This is a genomic window from Acetobacterium bakii, from assembly GCF_001263355.1.
GTDB classification, from domain to species: domain Bacteria; phylum Bacillota; class Clostridia; order Eubacteriales; family Eubacteriaceae; genus Acetobacterium; species Acetobacterium bakii.
In genome coordinates, this window is record NZ_LGYO01000013.1 from 61506 (window position 1) to 82080 (window position 20575).

A 20575-nucleotide genomic window follows, 5' to 3' on the forward strand; every position below is an offset into this window, starting at 1 on the left:
ATGGAACATGGAAGTTTCTATTTTTTAGAAGATGAATATTTTACCAAGTTTAACGATGCTAATTTAATGAATAATAGAGAGAGAATCGATGGAATACTACATGATAGACCATCCTTCTATGCATATTGCGACGAGAAAACAATGATATTTTGGCTAGTTCCAATTTCCTCAAAACTAGAAAAATTTAAAAAGCTATATGATCAGAAAACACAAAAATATGGTCGATGTGATACTATAGCATTTGGGAATGTTCTAGGTCATGAAAAAGCATTCTTGATTCAAAACATGAGCCCGGTTATTCCCAAATACATAAAAAATCAATATATCGATAGAGAAACCGAAAATCCAGTAAAAATTGATGGTCTGTTAGAACGAGAACTTCAAAAAAAGGTAAAAAGAGTTCTAAGCTTGATAAGACAAGGTAAAAAGCTTGTTTTTCCAGATGTTCTTGAAATGGAAAGAATCTTAATAGAGGAATTGAAAAATAATATCTAAATATCAAAAAAAAGAATTGCATTAGGGTGATAATTTTTGTATTTCTTATTACTAATCCAATTTATGGGAATATAATAGTGGCGTTACACATAGGTTTGCACCTTATTGTATATAAATGATAATATAAGAATGTAATGTATATGTTACTGAAAAAGGGTTCCTCCGANNTCGGAGGAACCCTTTTTCAGTTGATAAATATAAAAACAGGCAAAACCTATGCTTTCAATAGAGACACTTATTTAAGTGTCTCTATTGAAAAACCAAAATCGCTAAAAAAATCTGCAAATTGTTTATTATTGGTAAATGTATATGTAGTACCATTATTCGAAATTTTTGCAAGAGCACAAATTTCCATATTAGAAGTATCATAATCAGGTATGGAAAAGTATTTGATGGTATGAGGTTTTTCGCCTGATAGCCTTAAAACCGTGTCTTCAATAAACATATAGTTTTTTTCAACAGTTTTTTGGAATTTCTCATCGGTTATAGCAAACTCTGCCTTTTCGGTACGATTAGCTTCAATTAATTGTGGTTTGCTTAATGTAGAATAAAACCAGTCAATTGGACTGCCTTCAACTGCGTATTTAAAAGAACTATTCAATTTAATACACCTCCTTTTTGTTTAATTCTATCAAATATTTTACAGGAAGTAAAGTGTTATAAATGTTAACATATACAAAAGAAGTGGTTTTCGCAATGCATCGTATTAATGACTTAATTATTGTTGAAGTAAAGTTCTAATTAAAAAAACCTATAAAATAAAAGAGTCAAAAACGACCGTTTTTGATTCTTTTCTTATTGGACTTTACTAATGAAATTTATGACGATATAATGGTGTCATAACAAGTGTCATTTTCTATGCATCATTAATAGTACGCAAATACGTTTTTGGCGCTCTTCAAACTCAAATAAATGAGCTATTAAGTTTAAGTAAAAATGATATGTTTATCATTACCAAATTGAAGAATAATTTTAGAGGAAAAAGAGGTAGAATTACAAAATGATAATCAAACTTGATAAATACTTTGTAGAAGAAATAAATAAAAATGGTTTTGAGTGTGATTACAATAAGCTTTCTCAAATATATAAAGATTCACGAAATAATCCAGAGGTGATAAAAAAACAGAAAAAAAAGCTCCTCGGTAAGGGTGCTTTTGAGTGGAATAAAGAAAGTTTGGAATGGGAAGAAATTTCAAAAGAAGAATATGAAAAGAAAAGAAAACGATGATATTTGGGTATACAAGAGTTTCGAAAACCGAACAGAATTTAGATCGGCAAATTGATCAATTGAAGGTCATTGGGTGTGAAAGAATATTCCAGGATAAAATAACTGGAATGACCATAGATCGTCCAGAGCTTAATAAGATGTTTGACTATTTGCGCTCAGGTGATACGATTATGGTAACTGAATTGTCTCGTTTCGGAAGATCCGTTAAAGATCTGCTTGAGTTAGTAGATCGGATAGAAATGTTAGGGGCTAATTTAAAGAGTTTAAAGGAGCCCTGGGCAGATACTACTACCCCACAAGGACGAATGTTATTTGTTGTTTTTGCAGGCATTGGTCAATTTGAAAGAGATTTGATTAGTCAGCGGACGAAAGAAGGTTTGGCAAGTGCCAGAGCAAGGGGACGAAAAGGTGGAAGGCCTAAGTTGCCAGCCGATAAAATCAATCTTGCTTTAAAAATGTACGTAAGTAAAGACTACTCGATTGCCGAAATAACTGAAGCCACGGGAGTAAGTAAGAAAAGTATATATCGATATTTGGAACGACAAAAGTAAAAAAGTATTCAAATGGAAAATAGAATTATGGAGCAATTAAAGGAATAAAATTAATCACCCAATCACACCTATTAACCACTAATGAACAGGAATTTTATAAGCCGAAATTGATTAAAAAGCAGAATAAAAATTTAAAATTCATTTTTGTTAGGATGTTTTAAATATATTTTTCAAAAACGTTCAATTACTGTATATAAAATGATATTATTAACTTAGCAAACTTAAGTAAAAAAATGCGTTGCTTCAGAAAAAATCGAAAAGTCAGTGTTTTCTGAACGTGATCAATGCATAATGGAGTTCGTTCTACAAAGGTCAACAGCGACATTTTGAAGATATTAAAAGTATTTTTCTGATCTGATGATAGGAATGTGTCCATATTGTTTGAAACCTATCAGTGATGAATATAATCAGCTAATAAAACTAATATATGATTATAGTTCTGGTTCTAGCAATTTTGTCAGTAATGATCTGATTATTGGTAATGTCGTGCGAAGGACATTGGAGGCATTTTCAACATTTGAGTTTCGGAAAGGGATTAATGAGGTTTCATGCAATCAAGATATATTAGCCCCAATGGGCAATCAAAAATATAGTGATTATTTTGAAAATCTAATGTATCGATTGGTTTTAAATGGAGAAAGAATTAAAAGTAAAAATGAATTGAATTTCTTCAACACTATATCAGAAGTCGAAAAAATAAGAACTGACAAAGATGTACTATGCTTGATTAATGTCTTGAATCCGCAACATATGGATGCATATTTTCGTGTTATACCAGATGCAATTTCAACAGTAAATGGTCAGTGCAAATATATATTATTAGCATGAGGCAGTTAATTGATTGAACATGATAATATTTAAGCAATGCGTACTCAATAAACTAACATTATTCAAACATTTAACTCGGAGGGCCATATTTAATGAAGACACCAAAAGTATTGGACAACAAAAAAAATAAAGTAGTGGATGAGCTTAAAGCTGAACTGAAAAAAGGTTCAAAGTTATCCATAATATCAGCCTATTTTACCATTTATGCCTATGCGGAACTCAAAAAAGAACTCAATAAGATTGATAATATGCGCTTTGTTTTCACCGAGCCCACATTTGTTAAGAAAGATCGGGAGTTAATCCGAGAATTTTACATTGACCATGCCAAGGAAAAAATGGTATCCGGAAATGAGTATGAAATCAAACTGAGAAATGAAATGAAACAGGCTGCCATTGCAAAAGAATGTGCGGCCTGGCTTTCTGAAAAAGCCGAAATTAAGTCCTTGAAAAATGCCAATCCAGCCCAACCCCGATTAGTATACTGCGAAAACGACGCGGATGCGTTCTCTATCAATGGCACCGTAGATTTTACCTCGGATGGCTTGGGCATAACACCGTCCAATCGGCTTGACAGTAATTTTTGTATGTATGGTAAAGATTTTACATTCGCGTTCTTACAGTCTTTTAATGATTTGTGGAATGACACAACCGCCGTTGAAGATGTAAAAGGAAAAGTTCTTGAACAAATGGAAGTCCTTTATAAAGAAAACACCCCAGAATTTATTTATTTCATTACTTTATATAATATTTTCAATCAGTACCTGGATGAATTGACCGAAGACAATATTATTAAAAGTAAAACCGGATTTAAGGAAACATTGGTTTGGAACAAGCTCTATAAGTTCCAAAAGGATGGTGCCATGGGTGCCATTGATAAAATTGAAAAATACAACGGCTGCATCATTGCCGACAGTGTAGGCTTAGGTAAAACATTTACCGCTCTGGCAGTCATTAAATATTATGAACTCCGAAATGATCGCGTTCTCGTATTGGTGCCAAAAAAGCTACGGGAAAACTGGACCATTTATACCCAAAACGATAAGCGCAATATATTTGCCCAGGATCGTTTTAATTATGATGTCCTGAATCATACCGACCTGAGCAGAACTTCGGGCCTATCTGGAGGCGTTAATTTAAGCACCTTAAACTGGGCAAATTATGATCTGGTTGTCATTGATGAAAGCCATAATTTCAGAAATAACCCTCCGGTAAAAGGAAAAATCACCCGGTATGAGCGACTCATGGAAGATATCATAAAATCCGGTGTCAAAACAAAGGTCCTGATGTTATCAGCCACGCCGGTAAATAACCGCATGAATGATATTAAGAATCAAATTGCTTTTATCACCGAAGGCAAAAACAATGCCTTTGAAAGCGTTGGACTGAATAATCTGGAACTGATCTTAAAACAGGCCCAGGCAGTATTTAATAAATGGTCCGGATTACCGGATGAAGAAAGAACCACGGATATCTTTGTTGATATGATGAATTTGGATTACTTTAAGCTACTTGATACCGTCACCATTGCCCGGTCAAGAAAGCACATTGAAAAATACTATAACCTGGACGAAATCGGAAAATTCCCCACCCGGCTATCGCCCCAGAATATATACCCGGTGATTGATACTAAAGGCGAATTCCCGCCCATTGAGACCATTAATAAGCTCATCAAAAAGCTTTCCCTTTGCGTCTATTCGCCTTTGGGGTATGTGCTTCCTGAAAAACGTAGATCATACGAAATGAAATACGATATGCAGGTTGGACAAAGCAGTAACAGCGTCTTTCGCCAGGTAGATCGGGAACAAAGCCTGGTGGGTCTCTTGCGTATTGGCTTATTAAAAAGAATGGAAAGCTCCATTAATTCCTTTGCCTTAACCATTGAAAAAATATTGGGAAAAATAAACAGGACCATCGAAATTGTGAACGACCATGGCACAGATTATAATCCGGAAACGGATATTAATGACATGGATCTGGATGATCCTGAATTCGAAAACCTGATGTTTGGAAACAATGTGAAAGTGCTCTTACAGGATATGGATTTAATTAAATGGGGACAAAACTTGGCAGCTGATCGCGATAAACTGGAAACCATTTATCTTGAAGCCATTAACGTCACTCCGGAACGTGATGCCAAGTTATTAAAATTAAAAGACCTTATCGCAAATAAAACCACGAACCCCATTAATCCCAAAAATAAAAAACTTCTCATTTTCACCGCTTTCTCAGATACCGCTAAATACTTATACGAAAATATTGCCAATGATCTTGAAAAGCAGGGCATCTATGCCGCACTGGTAACCGGAAGCGGGGAAAATCGTTCAACTCTTCCAATCAGCAAAAGCCTGAAAAAAACCATCAAAATTACAGATCTTAATACGGTTCTCACGTTATTCTCACCCTTATCAAAAGAATGTGAAAAGATATTTCCGGAAGCCACCCATTTTATTGACGCGGTGATTGCCACCGATTGTATTTCTGAAGGACAGAATCTACAGGATTGCGATTATCTGATTAATTATGATATTCATTGGAATCCGGTACGTATTATCCAGCGTTTTGGTCGGATTGACCGGATTGGTTCCCAGAATGATGTCATTCAATTGGTTAACTTTTGGGCCACAAAAGACCTGGATGCCTATATCAATCTTCAGCAACGGGTTCGTGGGCGCATGGTGCTTCTGGACGTATCTGCCACCGGTGAGGAAAATATCATTGAAGCCGATGATAACAAAGAAATGAAAGACCTGGAATATCGCCGCAAGCAATTGCAAAAACTCCAGAATGAAGTCGTGGATTTAGAAGATATCTCCGGCGGAATCTCGATCACGGATCTGACCTTTAATGATTTTAAAATCGATCTTATGGGTTACATGAAAGACAACCGCAAACTTCTGGATGAGGCACCCAATGGCATGTATGCCGTTGTAGAAATAGACAAGAGCCTCCGGGAAGAAATTGCCCCTGGCGTAATTTTTACCCTGAGGCAGATTAAAGGACACAATCAAACTAAAGAACAAAATGCATTGTTTCCTTATTACATGGTTTACGTCACCGATAAGGGGGTGCGCTTCTCATTCATTCATGCAAAAAAAATACTGGATTATTATAAAAAACTGTGTTCTGGTTCCAATGAGGTTTATCGCGAAATTGTGGATGCCTTTAACCAGGAAACAGCGGATGGCTTGAAAATGAACCACTATTCTGATTTACTGGAAACCGCCATTGAAAATCTCATTGGCAAGAAACAGGAAGTGGGGGTGGCCAGTTTATTTAGCAAAGGTGGCACCACCATGCAGAAGGAACTTTTTGATGGCATTGAAGATTTTGAACTGATTACATTTCTAGTGCTGAAATAACCAAAGGTCTTGAAAGAGAGAAGAACATGGAAAAGTATACTTATTTCAATTTACCAAAGTCTTGTGAGGTTAATAACAGCATTTTTAAAAAACAATTCAGCGAGAACACAGACTTATCCACTGCCGATAAAAAACTATTTACCGAGGGAATTAAAAAAATAACCTGGCTTTATTGTTTAAAACCCGACACCCTGAATCTTCAACCTTATAAAGATGACATCAGAGAATATGAAGAGATTGAGATCATCGAGGTCGACTTAAAAGAAGATAAAAAGTTAAGCAGAATTGCTGAAATTATCATGCGCACCATTCCATATCCCATGGTATTGGTCTTTCGTCTTGACCATCAAACAGCCTTTTGGACAGCCCACCAACAGATAAATCAGAAAGATATTAGTAAAAACACATTAGAACCTTTTGTAAATACCGGATTTTTAAAACATGATTCAGAATTTTTTAAATCATTCGATTTGCTGAAGATGCGCTTCACCAATTACTATGATCTTTATACTGATCTGGTGGATGCCATCAGCATCTTTAATGCCAATCAGGTATTAAACAAAACAAACCAAACTACCAATCAAATGACTGGTGAAATTGCTCGTGATTTTCTGGGAAAGCTTAATACCCTGGAACAAAACTTAATAGCATTACGTACAGCCCTTAAAAAAGAAAAGCAATTCAATCGAAAAATGGAATTGAGTATAAAAATAAAAAACATGGAAGCCAGCAAAAATAAGCTGCTGAAAGGAGAACAATAATTGGATAGAGCATTTTTAACCTACGCAACGGATATTTTAGGGGATACAAATAACGGTCTTACAGGTTATCAAATTGCAACATTTTGTTCAAACTATGCGGTTGACTACAATGTTAATATCCCATGTGCCGCATACCCTTTTGAGACTGATGTACCGAATAAACGAACGGCATTGAATAAAAATTTATTGCCTTTTTCAGATGAACAACAATTTGCGATTATCAGAGATTTATGTGAGCTGCCAACTTTTAAAGATTTTGAGCCTGCTACAGAATTAAAACATCGACTTTTTACAAGGTATGGAAATTTATCGAAAGAGAAAATCAGCGAAACTGAGTTAGTTCAAAAAACAAAACACTGGTTGGAAGACTACCCCGAAGCCTTGGAACAGTATAATAATGCACTCCTAAAATTTGAGGGCGATATTTACAAGCGAAATACCCTTGATGATATGCGGTTATCCTTTGAATTTTTAGTCAAAGGGTTACTAGGAAATAAGAAGAGTCTTGAAAATCAAAATGCTGAAATAGGTCAAAGACTAAAAGAAATAAATATATCGTGTGAACTGAGAAACATGGTACCAACAATTATAAAATATTATACCGACTTTCAAAATCATAATGTTAAGCATAACGACAATGTCAATGAAAATGAAATGGAATATGTGATTGAACAAACAAGTATTATGATGAAATTTTTAATAAAAACCTTAGGAGGGTACGAAAGATGATTGAAACCAGACTAACTGGAGAAACCCCGGATTTAGCCCAGGATAATATAGAAAAATTAAAGGAACTTTTCCCGGATATTGTAACCGACGGAAAAATTGATTTTGATAAATTAAAACAAGACCTTGGTGATTATGTGGATGATTCCGCTGAACGCTATAATTTTTCATGGAACGGAAAAGGCCAGGCGCTACGATTGGCTCAAACACCATCCACTGGAACCCTGCGCCCTTGTAAAGAAGAAAGCAAAGACTGGGACACCACCGAAAACCTGTATATTGAAGGGGATAACCTGGAAGTGTTGAAGCTTCTCCAGAAAAGCTACCACAACATGGTGAAAATGATTTACATAGACCCTCCCTATAATACCGGGAAGGACTTTGTTTACCCGGATAATTTTAAAGATAGCATCGAAAATTATAAATCTATCACAGGGCAAACCGATAGCGAAGGTAAAAATATCAGCAATAATAGCGAAACTAGTGGCCGCTACCATACGGACTGGCTGAATATGATGTATCCCCGTTTAAGACTGGCTCGTAATTTACTTACTGATGACGGTGTTATCTTTATTAGTATTGATGAAAATGAAGTTGATAATCTTAAAAAACTTTGTAATGAAGTTTTAGGTGAAGATAATTTTATCGGTCAAATAACTGCTTTATGTAATCCAAAAGGCCGATCACAGGATAAATATATCGCAAATTGTCATGATTATCTTGTGATATATTCAAAGATTAGTTTAGCCAAAGGGGACTTATCAATTGGTAAGAATGATGACGAGATTGATTCTGACTATAATCTTGAAGATGAAAATGGTTTATTTAGAGAGCTTGAATTAAGAAATACACATCGCGAGTTTGGAAAACATAACAGACCAAATCTATATTACCCGTTTTATGTGTCTGAAATGGGTGATATATCTTTTTCAAAGAATGAAAAATATAAGAATATTGTATTTCCAAACTGGGAGGATGGTTTTGAAGGTTGTTGGACCTGGGGATTAGAAAAGGCAAACTCAGAAAAAAATCTTTTAGTAGCCAAACACGTAAGAGGCAGATGGAAAATTTATAGAAAAGCTTATGCTAACATAGATGGAGAAGGACCTTTAAAACAAATGAAATCAATTTGGACTGATAAAAAATATCATACTGAAAAAGGACAAAGCATATTTAATGATTTATTTAATACAAAAGATAAGATATTCCAAGCACCTAAATCGATTGATTTGATAATAGATTGTATTAAAATGTCACAACTGAAAAGCGGAATTGTTTTAGACTTTTTCTCAGGTTCTGCAACCGCTGCCCACGCTGTCATGCAACTTAATGCTGTAGATGAAGGCAATCGTAAATTTATTATGGTCCAGCTTCCTGAACCAACGGACAAAAACAGCGAAGCTGCTAAGGCAGGTTACGATAATATCTGCGAAATCGGAAAAGAACGGATCCGCCGGGCAGGAGAAAAAATAAAGGAAGAAAAAGGTTTGTTGGCACAAAACCTTGATATCGGTTTTAAGGTTTTAAAACTGGATACTTCCAATATCCGAAAATGGCATCCAAAAGGGAATGACCTTGAAGCAAGCCTTTTGGATGCCATCAATAATTACGTAGTTGGTCGCACCGAGCTGGATATAGTTTATGAAATCATGCTCAAGTTTGGACTGGATTTAACCTACTCGGTGGAAGAATTCATTATTGAAGCAAAAAAAGTCTATTCCATCGGCTTTGGGGTCTTAATGATTTGCCTGGACAATGACATTACAACCAGTATTGCAAAGGGTATTTTAGAAAAGGTTCAAGCCTTAGCTCCTGAAACTACCCGGGTGGTATTTAAAGACAACGGCTTTAAAACCGACAGCAATAAAACCAACATAAAAGAAATTTTGAAATGTGGTGGGATTGATGAATTTATTACATTATAGGAGGATATGCGTAAAATGAAACCACAACTAAAACTACAATTTGACAAGAACTTAGAGTACCAGCATGATGCCATATCCTCGGTTGTTGATTTATTCAGAGGTCAAACCCCGATGCAATCGAATTTTACCGTGTCCACATTTTCCCAGCAAATCGGTATGCTGGATACCACCAATGGAGTAGGGAACAAGCTGGAACTGGATGATGAAGAAATACTTAATAATCTCCATGATATCCAACTGAGAAACGGTCTTAATCAAACCAAGAAGCTCAAAAACAACGCGTATGACTTTGATGTGGAAATGGAAACCGGAACCGGAAAAACCTATGTCTATCTGCGCACAATTTTTGAGATGAATAAACATTACGGCTTCACAAAATTTATCATTGTAGTACCCAGCCTGGCCATTAAGGAAGGGGTTTACACATCCTTGAAAATCACCAAGGAGCATTTCAATGGCATATACAACAATACCATTTACAATTATTTTATTTATGACAGCAGCAAACTGGAACAGGTTCGCAGCTTTGCCGTCAGTGATAACATTGAAATCATGGTCATTAATATTGATGCCTTTCGCAAGAGTTTTGCCGATCCTGAAAAGGAAAATAAAGCCAATCTCATCCACCGAACCAATGATAAATTAAATGGTATGAAACCCATCGAGCTTATCCAGGAAACCAGACCTTTTGTGATTATCGATGAACCGCAATCCGTCGATTCAACAGCAAAAGCAAAGGAAGCGATTAAGTCATTAAATCCCTTATGTATATTTCGTTATTCCGCCACCCATGTAGAAAAGCACAATCAGGTGTACAAACTCGATGCGGTGGATAGCTATAACCTAGAATTGGTTAAACAGATTGAAGTGGCCGCTTTTGAAACAAAGGATTATCATAATAAGGCCTATTTAAAACTGATTTCGGTGAATAATAAAAAATCCCCGATAACAGCAGTTATCGAAATAGACAAAAAAAATAAAAAGGGTGTGGTTAACCGGGAAGTTATTACGGTGACACGCAACACCGATCTGTATGAAATTTCTGGTTCCCGGGATGTTTATGAAGGCTATATTGTCAATGAGATTTATTGTGAAACCGGCAATGAATATGTTTCTTTTACTAGTCAGCCAGATATTCTGAGGATAAATGAAGGGATTGGTGATGTTGATCCCTTGGTCATCAAAGAGCACCAGATCAGAAAAACCATTGAAGAGCATCTGGAAAAAGAATTGATACTCAATAAACAGGGAATTAAAGTTTTAAGCTTGTTTTTTATCGATCGGGTTGCCAATTATCGTTTATATGATTCCGATGGCGGTCAGCAGAAGGGTATCTATGCACAGCTTTTTGAAAAACATTATTCGATCCTCATTAAGCAACCCAAGTATCAATCTTTGTTGAGTTCACCACATCTCCAGGCAGACGCTCACGAGGTCCATGATGGCTATTTTTCCATTGATAAAAAGGGTGTTTTAAAAGACACCAGCGGTGTCACAATAGCCGATGAAAGCGCGTATAACTTAATTATGAAGGATAAAGAAAAACTGCTGTCTTTTGATACCAAGCTGCGTTTTATTTTTTCCCATTCCACGCTAAAAGAAGGCTGGGATAATCCCAATGTATTCCAAATCTGCACCCTAAACGATACTAAAAAGGAAGTAAAGAAACGCCAGGAAATCGGACGCGGGCTTCGTCTTTGTGTGAATCAAAAAGGCGAGCGCCAGCATGGCTTTGCCATTAATACCCTGACAGTCATGGCTAATGAAAGCTATGATGATTTTGCCAAGAATTTACAGAAGGAATATGAGGACGAAGAAGGCATTCGTTTTGGTGTCATTGAAAGTCATTCCTTTGCTAATATTCCAGTTAAGCAGGCCAATGGCAGTACAAAGTATTTGGGACAAACAGCCTCAGAAGTAATTGTCAAGCATTTTGAAACCCAGGGATATATCGATCAAACCGGAAATGTACAGGATTCACTAAAACTGGCACTTAAAAATAATAGTTTGGATATTCCAATAGCCTATGAAAGTATTAAGCCGGAGATTATCGTTTTAACCAGAAAAGCCTGTAGTAGCCTCAACATAAAGAACAACAGTAATAAGAAAAGTATCAAATTGAATAAAGCGGTATATTTAGACGCGGAATTTAAAACCTTATGGGATCATATCAAATACAAAACCACCTATTCCGTTGATTTTGACAGCGATATTTTAATCAATACCTGTATAAAAGAATTGAAAGAAAACCTAAGTATTACGGCCCCAAAGTTAATTTATTCAAGGGCCAAGCTTAATATCGAACAAAGCGGCATTATCGTTGAAGAACGGGACCGTATCGGTTATACCGTAAATAACCAGAACGATATGATCCCGGATATTATTACGTATTTACAGAATGAGACTAACCTGACTCGAAAAACCATAGTGGATATTCTCATCAAAAGTGATACCATCCCTTTATTTAAAAAGAACCCCCAGAAATATATGGAACAGGCCGCAGACATTATTTCCTCTCAACTCAAATTAATGATCGTTGACGGGATTAAGTATACAAAAATCGGAGATGATGCTTTCTTTGCCCAAGAGCTTTTTGAAAGCCAGGAACTTTTCGGTTATTTATCCAAGAATATGATCCCTAGCAGTAAATCAATTTATGATTATGTGGTTTATGACAGCGGGACTGAAGCAACTTTTGCAGAGAAGATGGAAAACAACAAGCATATTAAGCTATATGCCAAGCTACCTGATTGGTTCAAGATTCCAACCCCTTTAGGCACATATAATCCGGACTGGGCCATTGTCATTGACAAAGATGGCGTCCATAAAATTTACTTTGTGGTTGAAACCAAGGGTGATATTAAAAAAGATTCTTTAAGACCAACGGAAGCTGGAAAAATCAAATGTGGAAAAGCCCATTTTGAAGCATTGGAGAATGGCATTGGGTTTGATAAAGTGGACGATTTTAATACGTTTATTACGAGTGTGTGAACATTGAGTAAAAAATAAATATTTAGGAGAGCCACATTTAGTGATCATTAAAAAGTCTGCTCTGTTAAAAAATAAACTTCGGAAATGGATTGAATCCCTAATTTCATTTATCAGGACTTTGTTTAATCAATTAACTTGGCAAAGTTGAGTATCTTACTACAAACACAAATAAACATTGATATAGTGCTGGATTATAAGGTAATGTAATATCAATAGCTTAGATGACATAAAGTAAATTATCATAAAGATGGATTAAGTTGTTTAGGGGCATGGCCTTGAATAAATAGAGATTTTAAGTGAATATAAACCATTAAAATATCGTTTGAAATCAAGTACCCCTTTTTAAAAATGATTAAGAAGAACAGAAATTAATAAGTTGCTATATTAATTACTCAACTTTCCCAGCCTAATTGACCAAACAAAGCCTTTACAAATGAGGCCTGAGAGTCAATCCATTGCTGGAGTTGATTTTTTAACAGCATAGACTTTCTGGCGCCTACCGTATTCAATTGTTCGACAAATAAGCTCATCAAACTTTGAAGAGCGGTTGTCAAGATCATATCCTGGATATCATCACAGAGCCTGAAGAATAATTCGCACAAGGTTTTATCATCCTTTTCGCTTCTGCGAAGCCATTCCAGCAGGATATATCGGGTGAAAACAATGGTTGTGTGGCTGATCATCATATCATAACTTCGTCCCTGAAATTCGGTGCCAAGCTTCATGAGGGATTTGGTGGATTTGAAAAAAACTTCAATCGCCCACCGATTCCCATAAATACGGATGATTTCTTCATCAGACAGGGATAAATCGGTACTGAGTACCGTCAGCCATTCTCTTTTGTTATTGCGGTTTCTGACAAAAACAAGTTTAATCGGGATCCCATTTTTCGTTTTTACAATGATGGAACCAAACAGGTTTCCAGGCGAATGTTCAGGTAAGCGTTTCCGCAACTCCGGAAGGGTATAAAATCCTTCGTTATAGTGATAACGCTGTTTCAACTGCTTGACCATCCCGATCACATCCAGACCTTCATCAAGAATGGAACGAATCATCGGTTCATGAGTAAACCAGGTATCCATTAAGACATAATCTGCCTGAATGCCTTGATTGAGAGCATTTCTGATCATTTGGGCAGCGACATCGGTTTTCTTTTTCATGGCTTCGCTTCTACGTTTGTAACCACTGGTGCGTTTGTCGATTGATTCTGAAACTTCCTGCACCCGATTTTTTTTGCTGGCTGAAGACATCATGGCAAAATCAGTTGGAATAAAACTGTAGCCATCCGACCAGCCCAGGGCAAGCATGGTAAAACCTTTGATGAAGCGATGCTCAGCGTGGTCATAAAGATTTGCCAGCAATTCGACATGCTTGCTCCTGTTCCGGCTGACCACCGAATCATCAAGAATAAAAATCTTGACGCGATCCGGACGAGTCAACCGGCTGAATGAATTAATTACTTTTACGGATAGCGATGTCAGAAACCGTCGCCAGTTGTAAGTTGAGGTATTCAAAAAACGATAGTAAGTATTTTTGGATGCCGCTGTTTCCTGATATTTCGAATCCAAATATCGATACAGATTTTTTCCCTGAAACGCAAGGAGTAACAGCAATTCGAAAACTTTGGCAACTTTTATACCCTGTGCTTTGCGGATGCCGGAATCTCTGAGTAATCCTGCTAGTTTCAATGCTTTAAAAGCTTTTTAAAATGCACGTTGTCTGTTCAGATGGGCTGTTTTGGTTTATCATAATGGTATGCACCTTTCCTGTCTGATTTTTGTTAGTTTACATTTTCATTATATCAGATGTCAGGTGCATTTTTCTGTCAACTTCTGTTTTTTAGAAGCTCCAGATGGTGTTGTACTAATGTCTCAGCTGAATTTTGAAGCTGGGAAAGTTGAGTTATTTATTAAAAGGAAGATTATTTGTATTATTGTTTTGTGGTATAATAATTTTTATAAATGATATTGGGGAGTAGTACATAAAATGTTTAGAGGGTTTAGTGATGATTATAAGAATTTGACGGGAGCAGAGCTAGAAATACTTACAGGTGCATTATTTCAGACATTAGATTATTATATTGATGTTAATTTAACATGGATGGAAGAACGTGAAAGTAGTTCGGGTTCTTCGGGTATACTAGAAATTGATATTTTGGCAAAATCATTTTCGCCACTAAAGATTACTCGTATATTAACAGAATGCAAGCGTGGATGTGATTTTAATGATTATTTCAAATTTCTTGGAATTTGTGAATTTATGAAAGTGGATTCAAAATACTTGGTATGTCAGAGTAGTCAATTTGTGGAATTATATAATCTTGGTCTGCATAATGATCTGTTTGTTGTTGAACCCGATAATATATTAGCAACTTTTTCAGTGAGTGATCAAAACAAATTAAACCTATTAAGAGGTGTTAATTTAATAAACTCGGCAATTACTGATAAATCACAAATTACAGTATCGTTACATAAAGGACAACAGTTAACCTATGAAGAAAGAGGCGCGTATAATTTAATCCGAAAGTATTTGATTAGCCTTAATGGATGGATTTGGAAGGAATCAGATCCACGAACAAAGCAAAGGAATATTTTTGAGTTAATACAAAAAAATAAAGGCTTTGTAAATTTTATTGGATATCATTTAGGTCTGAAGCGTGAAGTATCTGAAAATCTGATGAGGGATAACGCCCTTTGTACAGCAGCAGGTTATGTTGTGCTACAAACTAAAATAAGTTATATTGTATGTGCAGTAGAATGTGCAATAGAATCATTAGTATCACCTGATGAGAGTTATTTGACAATAATTGACGATAAAAGCTTTATTTCATGTGTTGAAAAAATGAAATCAAATATTGTGTTAGCTTGTAAACTACCACATTTTATTCAGATATGGATTAATGTATTTGGTGGAATGGTAAATAATAATGATACAAAGGATATAGAATTATTTGCCTCGTTCTTTAATGAAAGAAAAAATGTGATTGAAGATTTACTTGAAATGTTGGAAGACGTTTTTTGCCTATTCAGCGGGTCACAAAATATACAATGGGGATTCATAGAAGACTTTAACATAAAAATGTTTAGATATGTACCGAGAGCCATAAGAGGCATTGGTATATCCTTTAGAAAGAAAAATAACATTGATATAAGTGATTTTTGTTTTGCAAAAGAATGGAAAGAAGAAATGACAGGGATAGTAAATCGTTTTGATTTAGAAGTGGAGGAGAATTAATATGAGAAAACTAGGCGAAACAGAAGTACAATATGCACAATGTTTGTGGGGACCAATTGCACGAGTTTTAAATTCAATAAGGGATCGTGAAGATGATCCAACTATTACTTTAAATGCTAATGATACTGAACAAATATTATCACTTAAAGTAACAAGGGATTTGCAGGAAGAGATGATGACATCATCTGCTAATGCAGGAGCAAAAAAAAGAATTGATTTGCATATTGCAGATGAGCAGTTAGATTCATTTATAGAGATATTAGAGGCATTTGTAAGTGGATTGAATATAAATTTTGATGAGGCAAGTAGACAAGCACCTGATCCAACTGGTTTAGAGCATCCGAATGGTTTATCATTAGGTGCTACTGAACCAATTACATGGGTTCGGGCAGAATGTAGTGCATATTTTAAGAATTCTAATGTACATGTAAAAACATCAACTTCAGGACAAATATATTTAGATGCGGAAAAATATGAAAGAGGAAGAAGAATACATTTTGGAATCAGAAATATAAGCCAAGACACTAGTTCAACAGGCTATGTGGAAAACACTATAGAATTGAAAATACCATATGCTCAACTAAAAAGGTTTTTACATTCTATAAAAATAGGCAAGAAGTGGATAAGCTAAACATATTCGTTTCAAACAGATAGTGGAGGCAAGAATGAGTAAGTCTATAAACGATACAATTGAATTGATATGGGAAAATAAAGAGAAATATTTCCTTGGGATAAGCGATGAGGGAAGTTCAAAATGGGGAAAGATAAGTGAGCTAAGTAGTACTCAAGTCTTTTTGAGAGATAAGAATGGAAACAATGGTAGTTTAGTGGAAAAATTACCTTTAAATAATAATATTCTATTTAAGGGTGATAATCTAGATGTTTTGTTGAAATTAAATAAATCTCATCAAAATAGTGTTAAGTGTATTTACATAGATCCACCATTTAACACTGGTAAGATATTTGATCATTATTCAGATGCATTAGACACTAGCGATTGGCTGTCAATGATGAAAATAAGGTTAGAACTGATGAGAAATCTTTTGACGGAAGATGGTAGTTTGTTTGTACATATAGATGATGATGAAATGCCATATTTAAAAGTACTGCTTGATGAGGTTTTCAATGAAGGTAAGAATGTTATACAAAAAAACAGGCAAGATAGACATCATATTGCTACAATAATATGGCAAAAAAAGTACTCTCCTCAAAATGATGCAAAATTTTTTTCTGATGTACATGATTTTGTGCTTGTTTTTGCTAAAAATCCAAAAAAGTTTAAGTTGAATAATTTAGAGCGAACAGAGGAGCAATTAAAGAGATATAAAAATCCCGATAATGATTATAGAGGTAAGTGGACCTCAAGCGATTTGACGGTTAAAACACCATCTGAAAAGAATATATATCCTATTGAATTACCATCAGGTCGAATTGTCAACCCTGCAAAAAGTAGAAGTTGGGGAGTGACAAAGGAAAAGTTCGAAGAACTAGTTTCGGATAAAAGAATATGGTTTGGGACTAGTGGAAATGCAATGCCAAGAATGAAGAAGTTTTTAAGCGAAGTTAAGGCAGGTGTAACACCTAAGACAATTTGGTTAGCAGAGGAAGTAGGAGATAATAGCGAAGCAAAAAAAGAACTTAAAGCAGTATTAGAATCTAGTGATATTGTTTTTACTACTCCTAAGCCGGAAAGGTTATTGCATAGAATTATAGCATTAGCATCAGATGAGAATGATTTAATATTAGATGCGTTCTTAGGTTCAGGAACAACCTGTGCTGTTGCACACAAGATGAATAGGCGATGGATTGGAATTGAGAATGGGGAACAAATAGATTCTATTGTAGTACCTAGAATCGAGAAAATAATACAGGGAGAAGACCTAGGTGGAGTTACAGATCTTGTTGGATGGAAGAATGGTGGAGAATATAAATATTTTGAAGTGAAGTAGGAATATTGGAAAATAATTGAGCAAAATATTAAAATAGTAGTTTTTTTCGGCACAACCCCTTACTAAATATTTTAGAGTAGACATATTTACCCAAGATAAGTTAAAGAAAAGTGATTTGTTTTCACTTGTTTCAATTATGAAACTTGTTATGCAAAGAGCTGAATATATAGAATTAATTGAAGATGTAGATAAACTATTCAATAAATATCATGTATCATTTAAATCGATTAAGTTAAAAATATTATACTATTGTCAGGATTTCATAGTGAATGGAAAAAAGATATAGTTGATTCGCTTTAGAGTTAAAACATCTTGTTGCAGCTAAACCATCCTGACCAGAATCTGATGAAGTATCGGTATCCTGTCCAGAAATTGCTGGATGGGATGTCAAAAAAACATTATGAAATTGTAACTGAGAAAGAGACTTTTCAACGCTTTCTCAGTTTTTTGAACTAAAATTTAAATCGATACGTCATCTGCAATGTTGTACAATGCTCTGGCAACCGTTATCCCATTACTAGTAGCGGTGCCACTCCATTACTAGTAGCGGTCCCACTTTCTTAACTTATTGAACTTAACTTATTGAAAAGCTGCCTATCGCTTTTGCAAAGTGACGTAGTGATGTTTATTGTAAAATAAGAATGCAGTGTTGATTGTCAAGTAAAATTGACCACTTACACCGGAACGGGATGGTGTATTTTGAGGAAGATTGGGTTGATGTTCTAATGACAGAGAATAGGGATCCGGATGAATAGAAGTTAGTGAGGTGATAGTTATATGGCTGATATAACAATTCAAATTAGTATACCTGCAGATGAGGATGGATACGTTTCATTTGAATGTCCTCACTGTGAGCAAAGATTTAAGTTAAGAGCAGATGAATTTGAAGAATCCGATATCATTAATTTATTTTGCCCAATATGCGGTTTGGTCCATGAATTAGATCATTTCTATTCAAAAGCGTTTATTGAGAAAGCAATGAATCTAGCAGAGCATGAAGCTATGAAAATGATATATGATATGTTCAAAGGACTTGAAAGAAATAGCCGAGGGAATAAATTCATGAAATTCAAAGCTGGATCTAAGCCTAGAGTTGATATTAAAGAAATTTATGAAAATATTGATGAACTAGTTGAAGTTGAATCGAAATGTTGTAAAAAGCATATAAAAGTTACTGAACTCGATAGACTGATAGGTGTATATTGTTCGTATTGTGGGGAGAAAAATTGAAATGAATAAGAAGGAATTGAACAAATTAGCTAGAGAATTTAGAATGTATGGATCAAGGCTGTTGTCAACTAAATATGGTAATGGTATGAGCGACTTGAACCGATTCTTGAACTTTATCGAATCTAATGAAATGGTTTATGAGGTTATCTTGAAAAACAATAGCCATCAGTATGATATGAAGGCTATTTGTAATGGTAGAGGTTGGCATGACAAATACGATTTACCGGTAGAAAAAGATAAAGAAATTGCTTTTTTATATCAATTACTGAAATATGGGCAAGAAGCATTTGGGAATTATACTGCGTTTACTCATGGTTATGGTTCGGGGAACAAATTTCAGGATCACATGGACGCATTTAACAATCAGGTTGTAAAGCACTTGGTAGACTATATTAGAGAATACCTTGAGGACTTAATAATTGATAGTGATGATCAACTATTAAACAATGATTCTCAAGAAAAACGAATTTTCATTTCATATTCGTGGGCCAATAAAGATATTGCAGATATTATTGACGAAGATTTTTTGAAATTAGGATATCCATTGACTCGTGATGAGCGAGATATTAAATATAAAGACAGTATCAAAGAATTTATGCAACAAATTGGCAAGCATGATTTTGTCATAATGCTAATTAGTAACAGTTACTTGAAATCAGAAAACTGTATGTATGAAGTTATGGAAGTTATCAGGGACAGAGAGTATAAGAAGAAAATTTTGATGATAGTTCTTGAGGATGAGGACAAAAAGTTCTATAAAAACTATGAGAAATTAATGGCTGAAGAACCAGTGTTTAACGCATTAAAAGTAGGTGCTGAAATTTACAGTTCTTCTGGAAGAATTGGATATACGGAATACTGGGAGACTTGTGAAGATGAGATGATTGAGCAAATTGCTAGAATCCAAAATGACATAAATAAAATACAACCATTAAAAGAGCTGAAAAGAATTAATAACATTTCAAATAATATTAGTGATTTTCTTGATGGACTTAGAGATTGGAAAGCTGTTTCATTGCAATCACTTAAGGAGACAAACTATGCTGAAATTATTAATTGTATAGAATAACGTAGTTATGTCGAAAAGAGGCACACCAAGCAAAGAGACAATGAAGATAAAGAGATTTTTAATTAATTTGCATATTTACGTTGGCAACAAGTGTACTTACATAAAGAATGATGGCCCCTATGTGTTAGCAATTGAAAAAAAGAGCAAAACGTGTCGTAAACATGTCGCATATCATATAATAATGCCTACAATAAGCCATTTACCTACTGATTCGTAATCAGTAGGTCGG

15 protein-coding genes and 1 pseudogene are annotated in these 20575 nt (G+C 35.1%); 14 read left to right on the top strand and 2 right to left on the bottom strand.

Features of this window, described 5'->3' with window-relative positions; translation table 11 throughout:
• Window positions 1-495, top strand: a complete 495-nt coding sequence (gene cptIN / locus AKG39_RS06665; protein ID WP_050739603.1) for a type III toxin-antitoxin system CptIN family toxin — start codon at window positions 1-3, stop codon at window positions 493-495.
• Between the two features lie 235 nt (window positions 496-730).
• Here cptIN and AKG39_RS06670 read toward each other — a convergent pair whose 3' ends face one another.
• On the bottom strand, window positions 731-1096 hold the full coding sequence (locus AKG39_RS06670) for a hypothetical protein (RefSeq protein WP_050739604.1): 366 nt from the start codon (window positions 1094-1096) through the stop codon (window positions 731-733).
• A 399-nt stretch (window positions 1097-1495) separates the two neighbouring features.
• On the opposite strand from AKG39_RS06670, the gene AKG39_RS06675 reads away from it, so the two are divergent.
• The 8 genes from AKG39_RS06675 to AKG39_RS06710 all read left to right on the top strand — a co-directional run bounded on the left by AKG39_RS06675 (window position 1496) and on the right by AKG39_RS06710 (window position 12864).
• Window positions 1496-1723 (top strand): hypothetical protein, encoded by a 228-nt coding sequence (locus tag AKG39_RS06675; protein ID WP_050739605.1) that lies wholly within the window; start codon window positions 1496-1498, stop codon window positions 1721-1723.
• Window positions 1720-2274, top strand: a complete 555-nt coding sequence (locus AKG39_RS06680) for a recombinase family protein (protein ID WP_050739606.1) — start codon at window positions 1720-1722, stop codon at window positions 2272-2274. The genes AKG39_RS06675 and AKG39_RS06680 overlap by 4 nt, the downstream gene beginning before the upstream one ends.
• A 381-nt stretch (window positions 2275-2655) precedes the next feature.
• Window positions 2656-3102, top strand: coding sequence for a hypothetical protein (locus tag AKG39_RS06685; RefSeq protein WP_050739607.1), 447 nt, complete (start codon window positions 2656-2658; stop codon window positions 3100-3102).
• Window positions 3103-3194: 92 nt separating this feature from the next.
• Window positions 3195-6461 (top strand): helicase-related protein, encoded by a 3267-nt coding sequence (locus AKG39_RS06690; RefSeq protein ID WP_050739608.1) that lies wholly within the window; start codon window positions 3195-3197, stop codon window positions 6459-6461.
• 26 nt (window positions 6462-6487) lie between these two features.
• Window positions 6488-7222 carry a DUF4391 domain-containing protein gene (locus AKG39_RS06695; RefSeq protein WP_050739609.1) on the top strand — a complete coding sequence of 245 codons (735 nt, stop codon included), beginning with the start codon at window positions 6488-6490 and terminating at the stop codon, window positions 7220-7222.
• A complete protein-coding gene (locus tag AKG39_RS06700) occupies window positions 7223-7951 on the top strand; it encodes a hypothetical protein (RefSeq protein WP_050739610.1) in 729 nt (242 codons plus the stop codon).
• Between the two features lie 194 nt (window positions 7952-8145).
• On the top strand, window positions 8146-9873 hold the full coding sequence (locus tag AKG39_RS06705) for a site-specific DNA-methyltransferase (RefSeq protein ID WP_341407645.1): 1728 nt from the start codon (window positions 8146-8148) through the stop codon (window positions 9871-9873).
• 15 nt (window positions 9874-9888) lie between these two features.
• Window positions 9889-12864 (top strand): type III restriction-modification system endonuclease, encoded by a 2976-nt coding sequence (locus AKG39_RS06710; protein ID WP_050739612.1) that lies wholly within the window; start codon window positions 9889-9891, stop codon window positions 12862-12864.
• Between the two features lie 392 nt (window positions 12865-13256).
• Here the strand turns inward: AKG39_RS06710 and AKG39_RS06715 are convergent.
• Window positions 13257-14561, bottom strand: a pseudogene (locus AKG39_RS06715) (IS4 family transposase); the annotation flags it as partial.
• A 289-nt stretch (window positions 14562-14850) separates the two neighbouring features.
• Between AKG39_RS06715 and AKG39_RS06720 the strand changes: the two are divergent.
• The 5 genes from AKG39_RS06720 to AKG39_RS06740 all read left to right on the top strand — a co-directional run bounded on the left by AKG39_RS06720 (window position 14851) and on the right by AKG39_RS06740 (window position 20346).
• Window positions 14851-16098 (top strand): hypothetical protein, encoded by a 1248-nt coding sequence (locus AKG39_RS06720; RefSeq protein ID WP_050739613.1) that lies wholly within the window; start codon window positions 14851-14853, stop codon window positions 16096-16098.
• Window position 16099: 1 nt separating this feature from the next.
• Window positions 16100-16729: a hypothetical protein gene (locus AKG39_RS06725; protein WP_050739614.1), complete on the top strand. Its 630-nt coding sequence runs from the start codon at window positions 16100-16102 to the stop codon at window positions 16727-16729.
• A 34-nt stretch (window positions 16730-16763) separates the two neighbouring features.
• On the top strand, window positions 16764-18047 hold the full coding sequence (locus tag AKG39_RS06730; RefSeq protein WP_050739615.1) for a site-specific DNA-methyltransferase: 1284 nt from the start codon (window positions 16764-16766) through the stop codon (window positions 18045-18047).
• 777 nt (window positions 18048-18824) lie between these two features.
• Window positions 18825-19277 carry a hypothetical protein gene (locus AKG39_RS06735; RefSeq protein ID WP_050739616.1) on the top strand — a complete coding sequence of 151 codons (453 nt, stop codon included), beginning with the start codon at window positions 18825-18827 and terminating at the stop codon, window positions 19275-19277.
• Between the two features lies 1 nt (window position 19278).
• Window positions 19279-20346, top strand: a complete 1068-nt coding sequence (locus AKG39_RS06740; protein WP_050739617.1) for a toll/interleukin-1 receptor domain-containing protein — start codon at window positions 19279-19281, stop codon at window positions 20344-20346.
• The last annotated feature ends 229 nt before the right edge of the window (window positions 20347-20575 follow it).

Excerpts from the sequence above, each read along its gene's own strand:
- AKG39_RS06710 (WP_050739612.1), top strand. The coding sequence starts at position 9,889 with ATGAAACCACAACTAAAACTACAATTTGACAAGAACTTAGAGTACCAG.
- AKG39_RS06740 (WP_050739617.1), top strand. The coding sequence starts at position 19,279 with ATGAATAAGAAGGAATTGAACAAATTAGCTAGAGAATTTAGAATGTAT.
- AKG39_RS06720 (WP_050739613.1), top strand. The coding sequence starts at position 14,851 with ATGTTTAGAGGGTTTAGTGATGATTATAAGAATTTGACGGGAGCAGAG.
- cptIN (WP_050739603.1), top strand. The coding sequence starts at position 1 with ATGGAACATGGAAGTTTCTATTTTTTAGAAGATGAATATTTTACCAAG.
- AKG39_RS06675 (WP_050739605.1), top strand. The coding sequence starts at position 1,496 with ATGATAATCAAACTTGATAAATACTTTGTAGAAGAAATAAATAAAAAT.
- AKG39_RS06735 (WP_050739616.1), top strand. The coding sequence starts at position 18,825 with ATGGCTGATATAACAATTCAAATTAGTATACCTGCAGATGAGGATGGA.
- AKG39_RS06690 (WP_050739608.1), top strand. The coding sequence starts at position 3,195 with ATGAAGACACCAAAAGTATTGGACAACAAAAAAAATAAAGTAGTGGAT.
- AKG39_RS06695 (WP_050739609.1), top strand. The coding sequence starts at position 6,488 with ATGGAAAAGTATACTTATTTCAATTTACCAAAGTCTTGTGAGGTTAAT.
- AKG39_RS06730 (WP_050739615.1), top strand. The coding sequence starts at position 16,764 with ATGAGTAAGTCTATAAACGATACAATTGAATTGATATGGGAAAATAAA.
- AKG39_RS06725 (WP_050739614.1), top strand. The coding sequence starts at position 16,100 with ATGAGAAAACTAGGCGAAACAGAAGTACAATATGCACAATGTTTGTGG.
- AKG39_RS06680 (WP_050739606.1), top strand. The coding sequence starts at position 1,720 with ATGATATTTGGGTATACAAGAGTTTCGAAAACCGAACAGAATTTAGAT.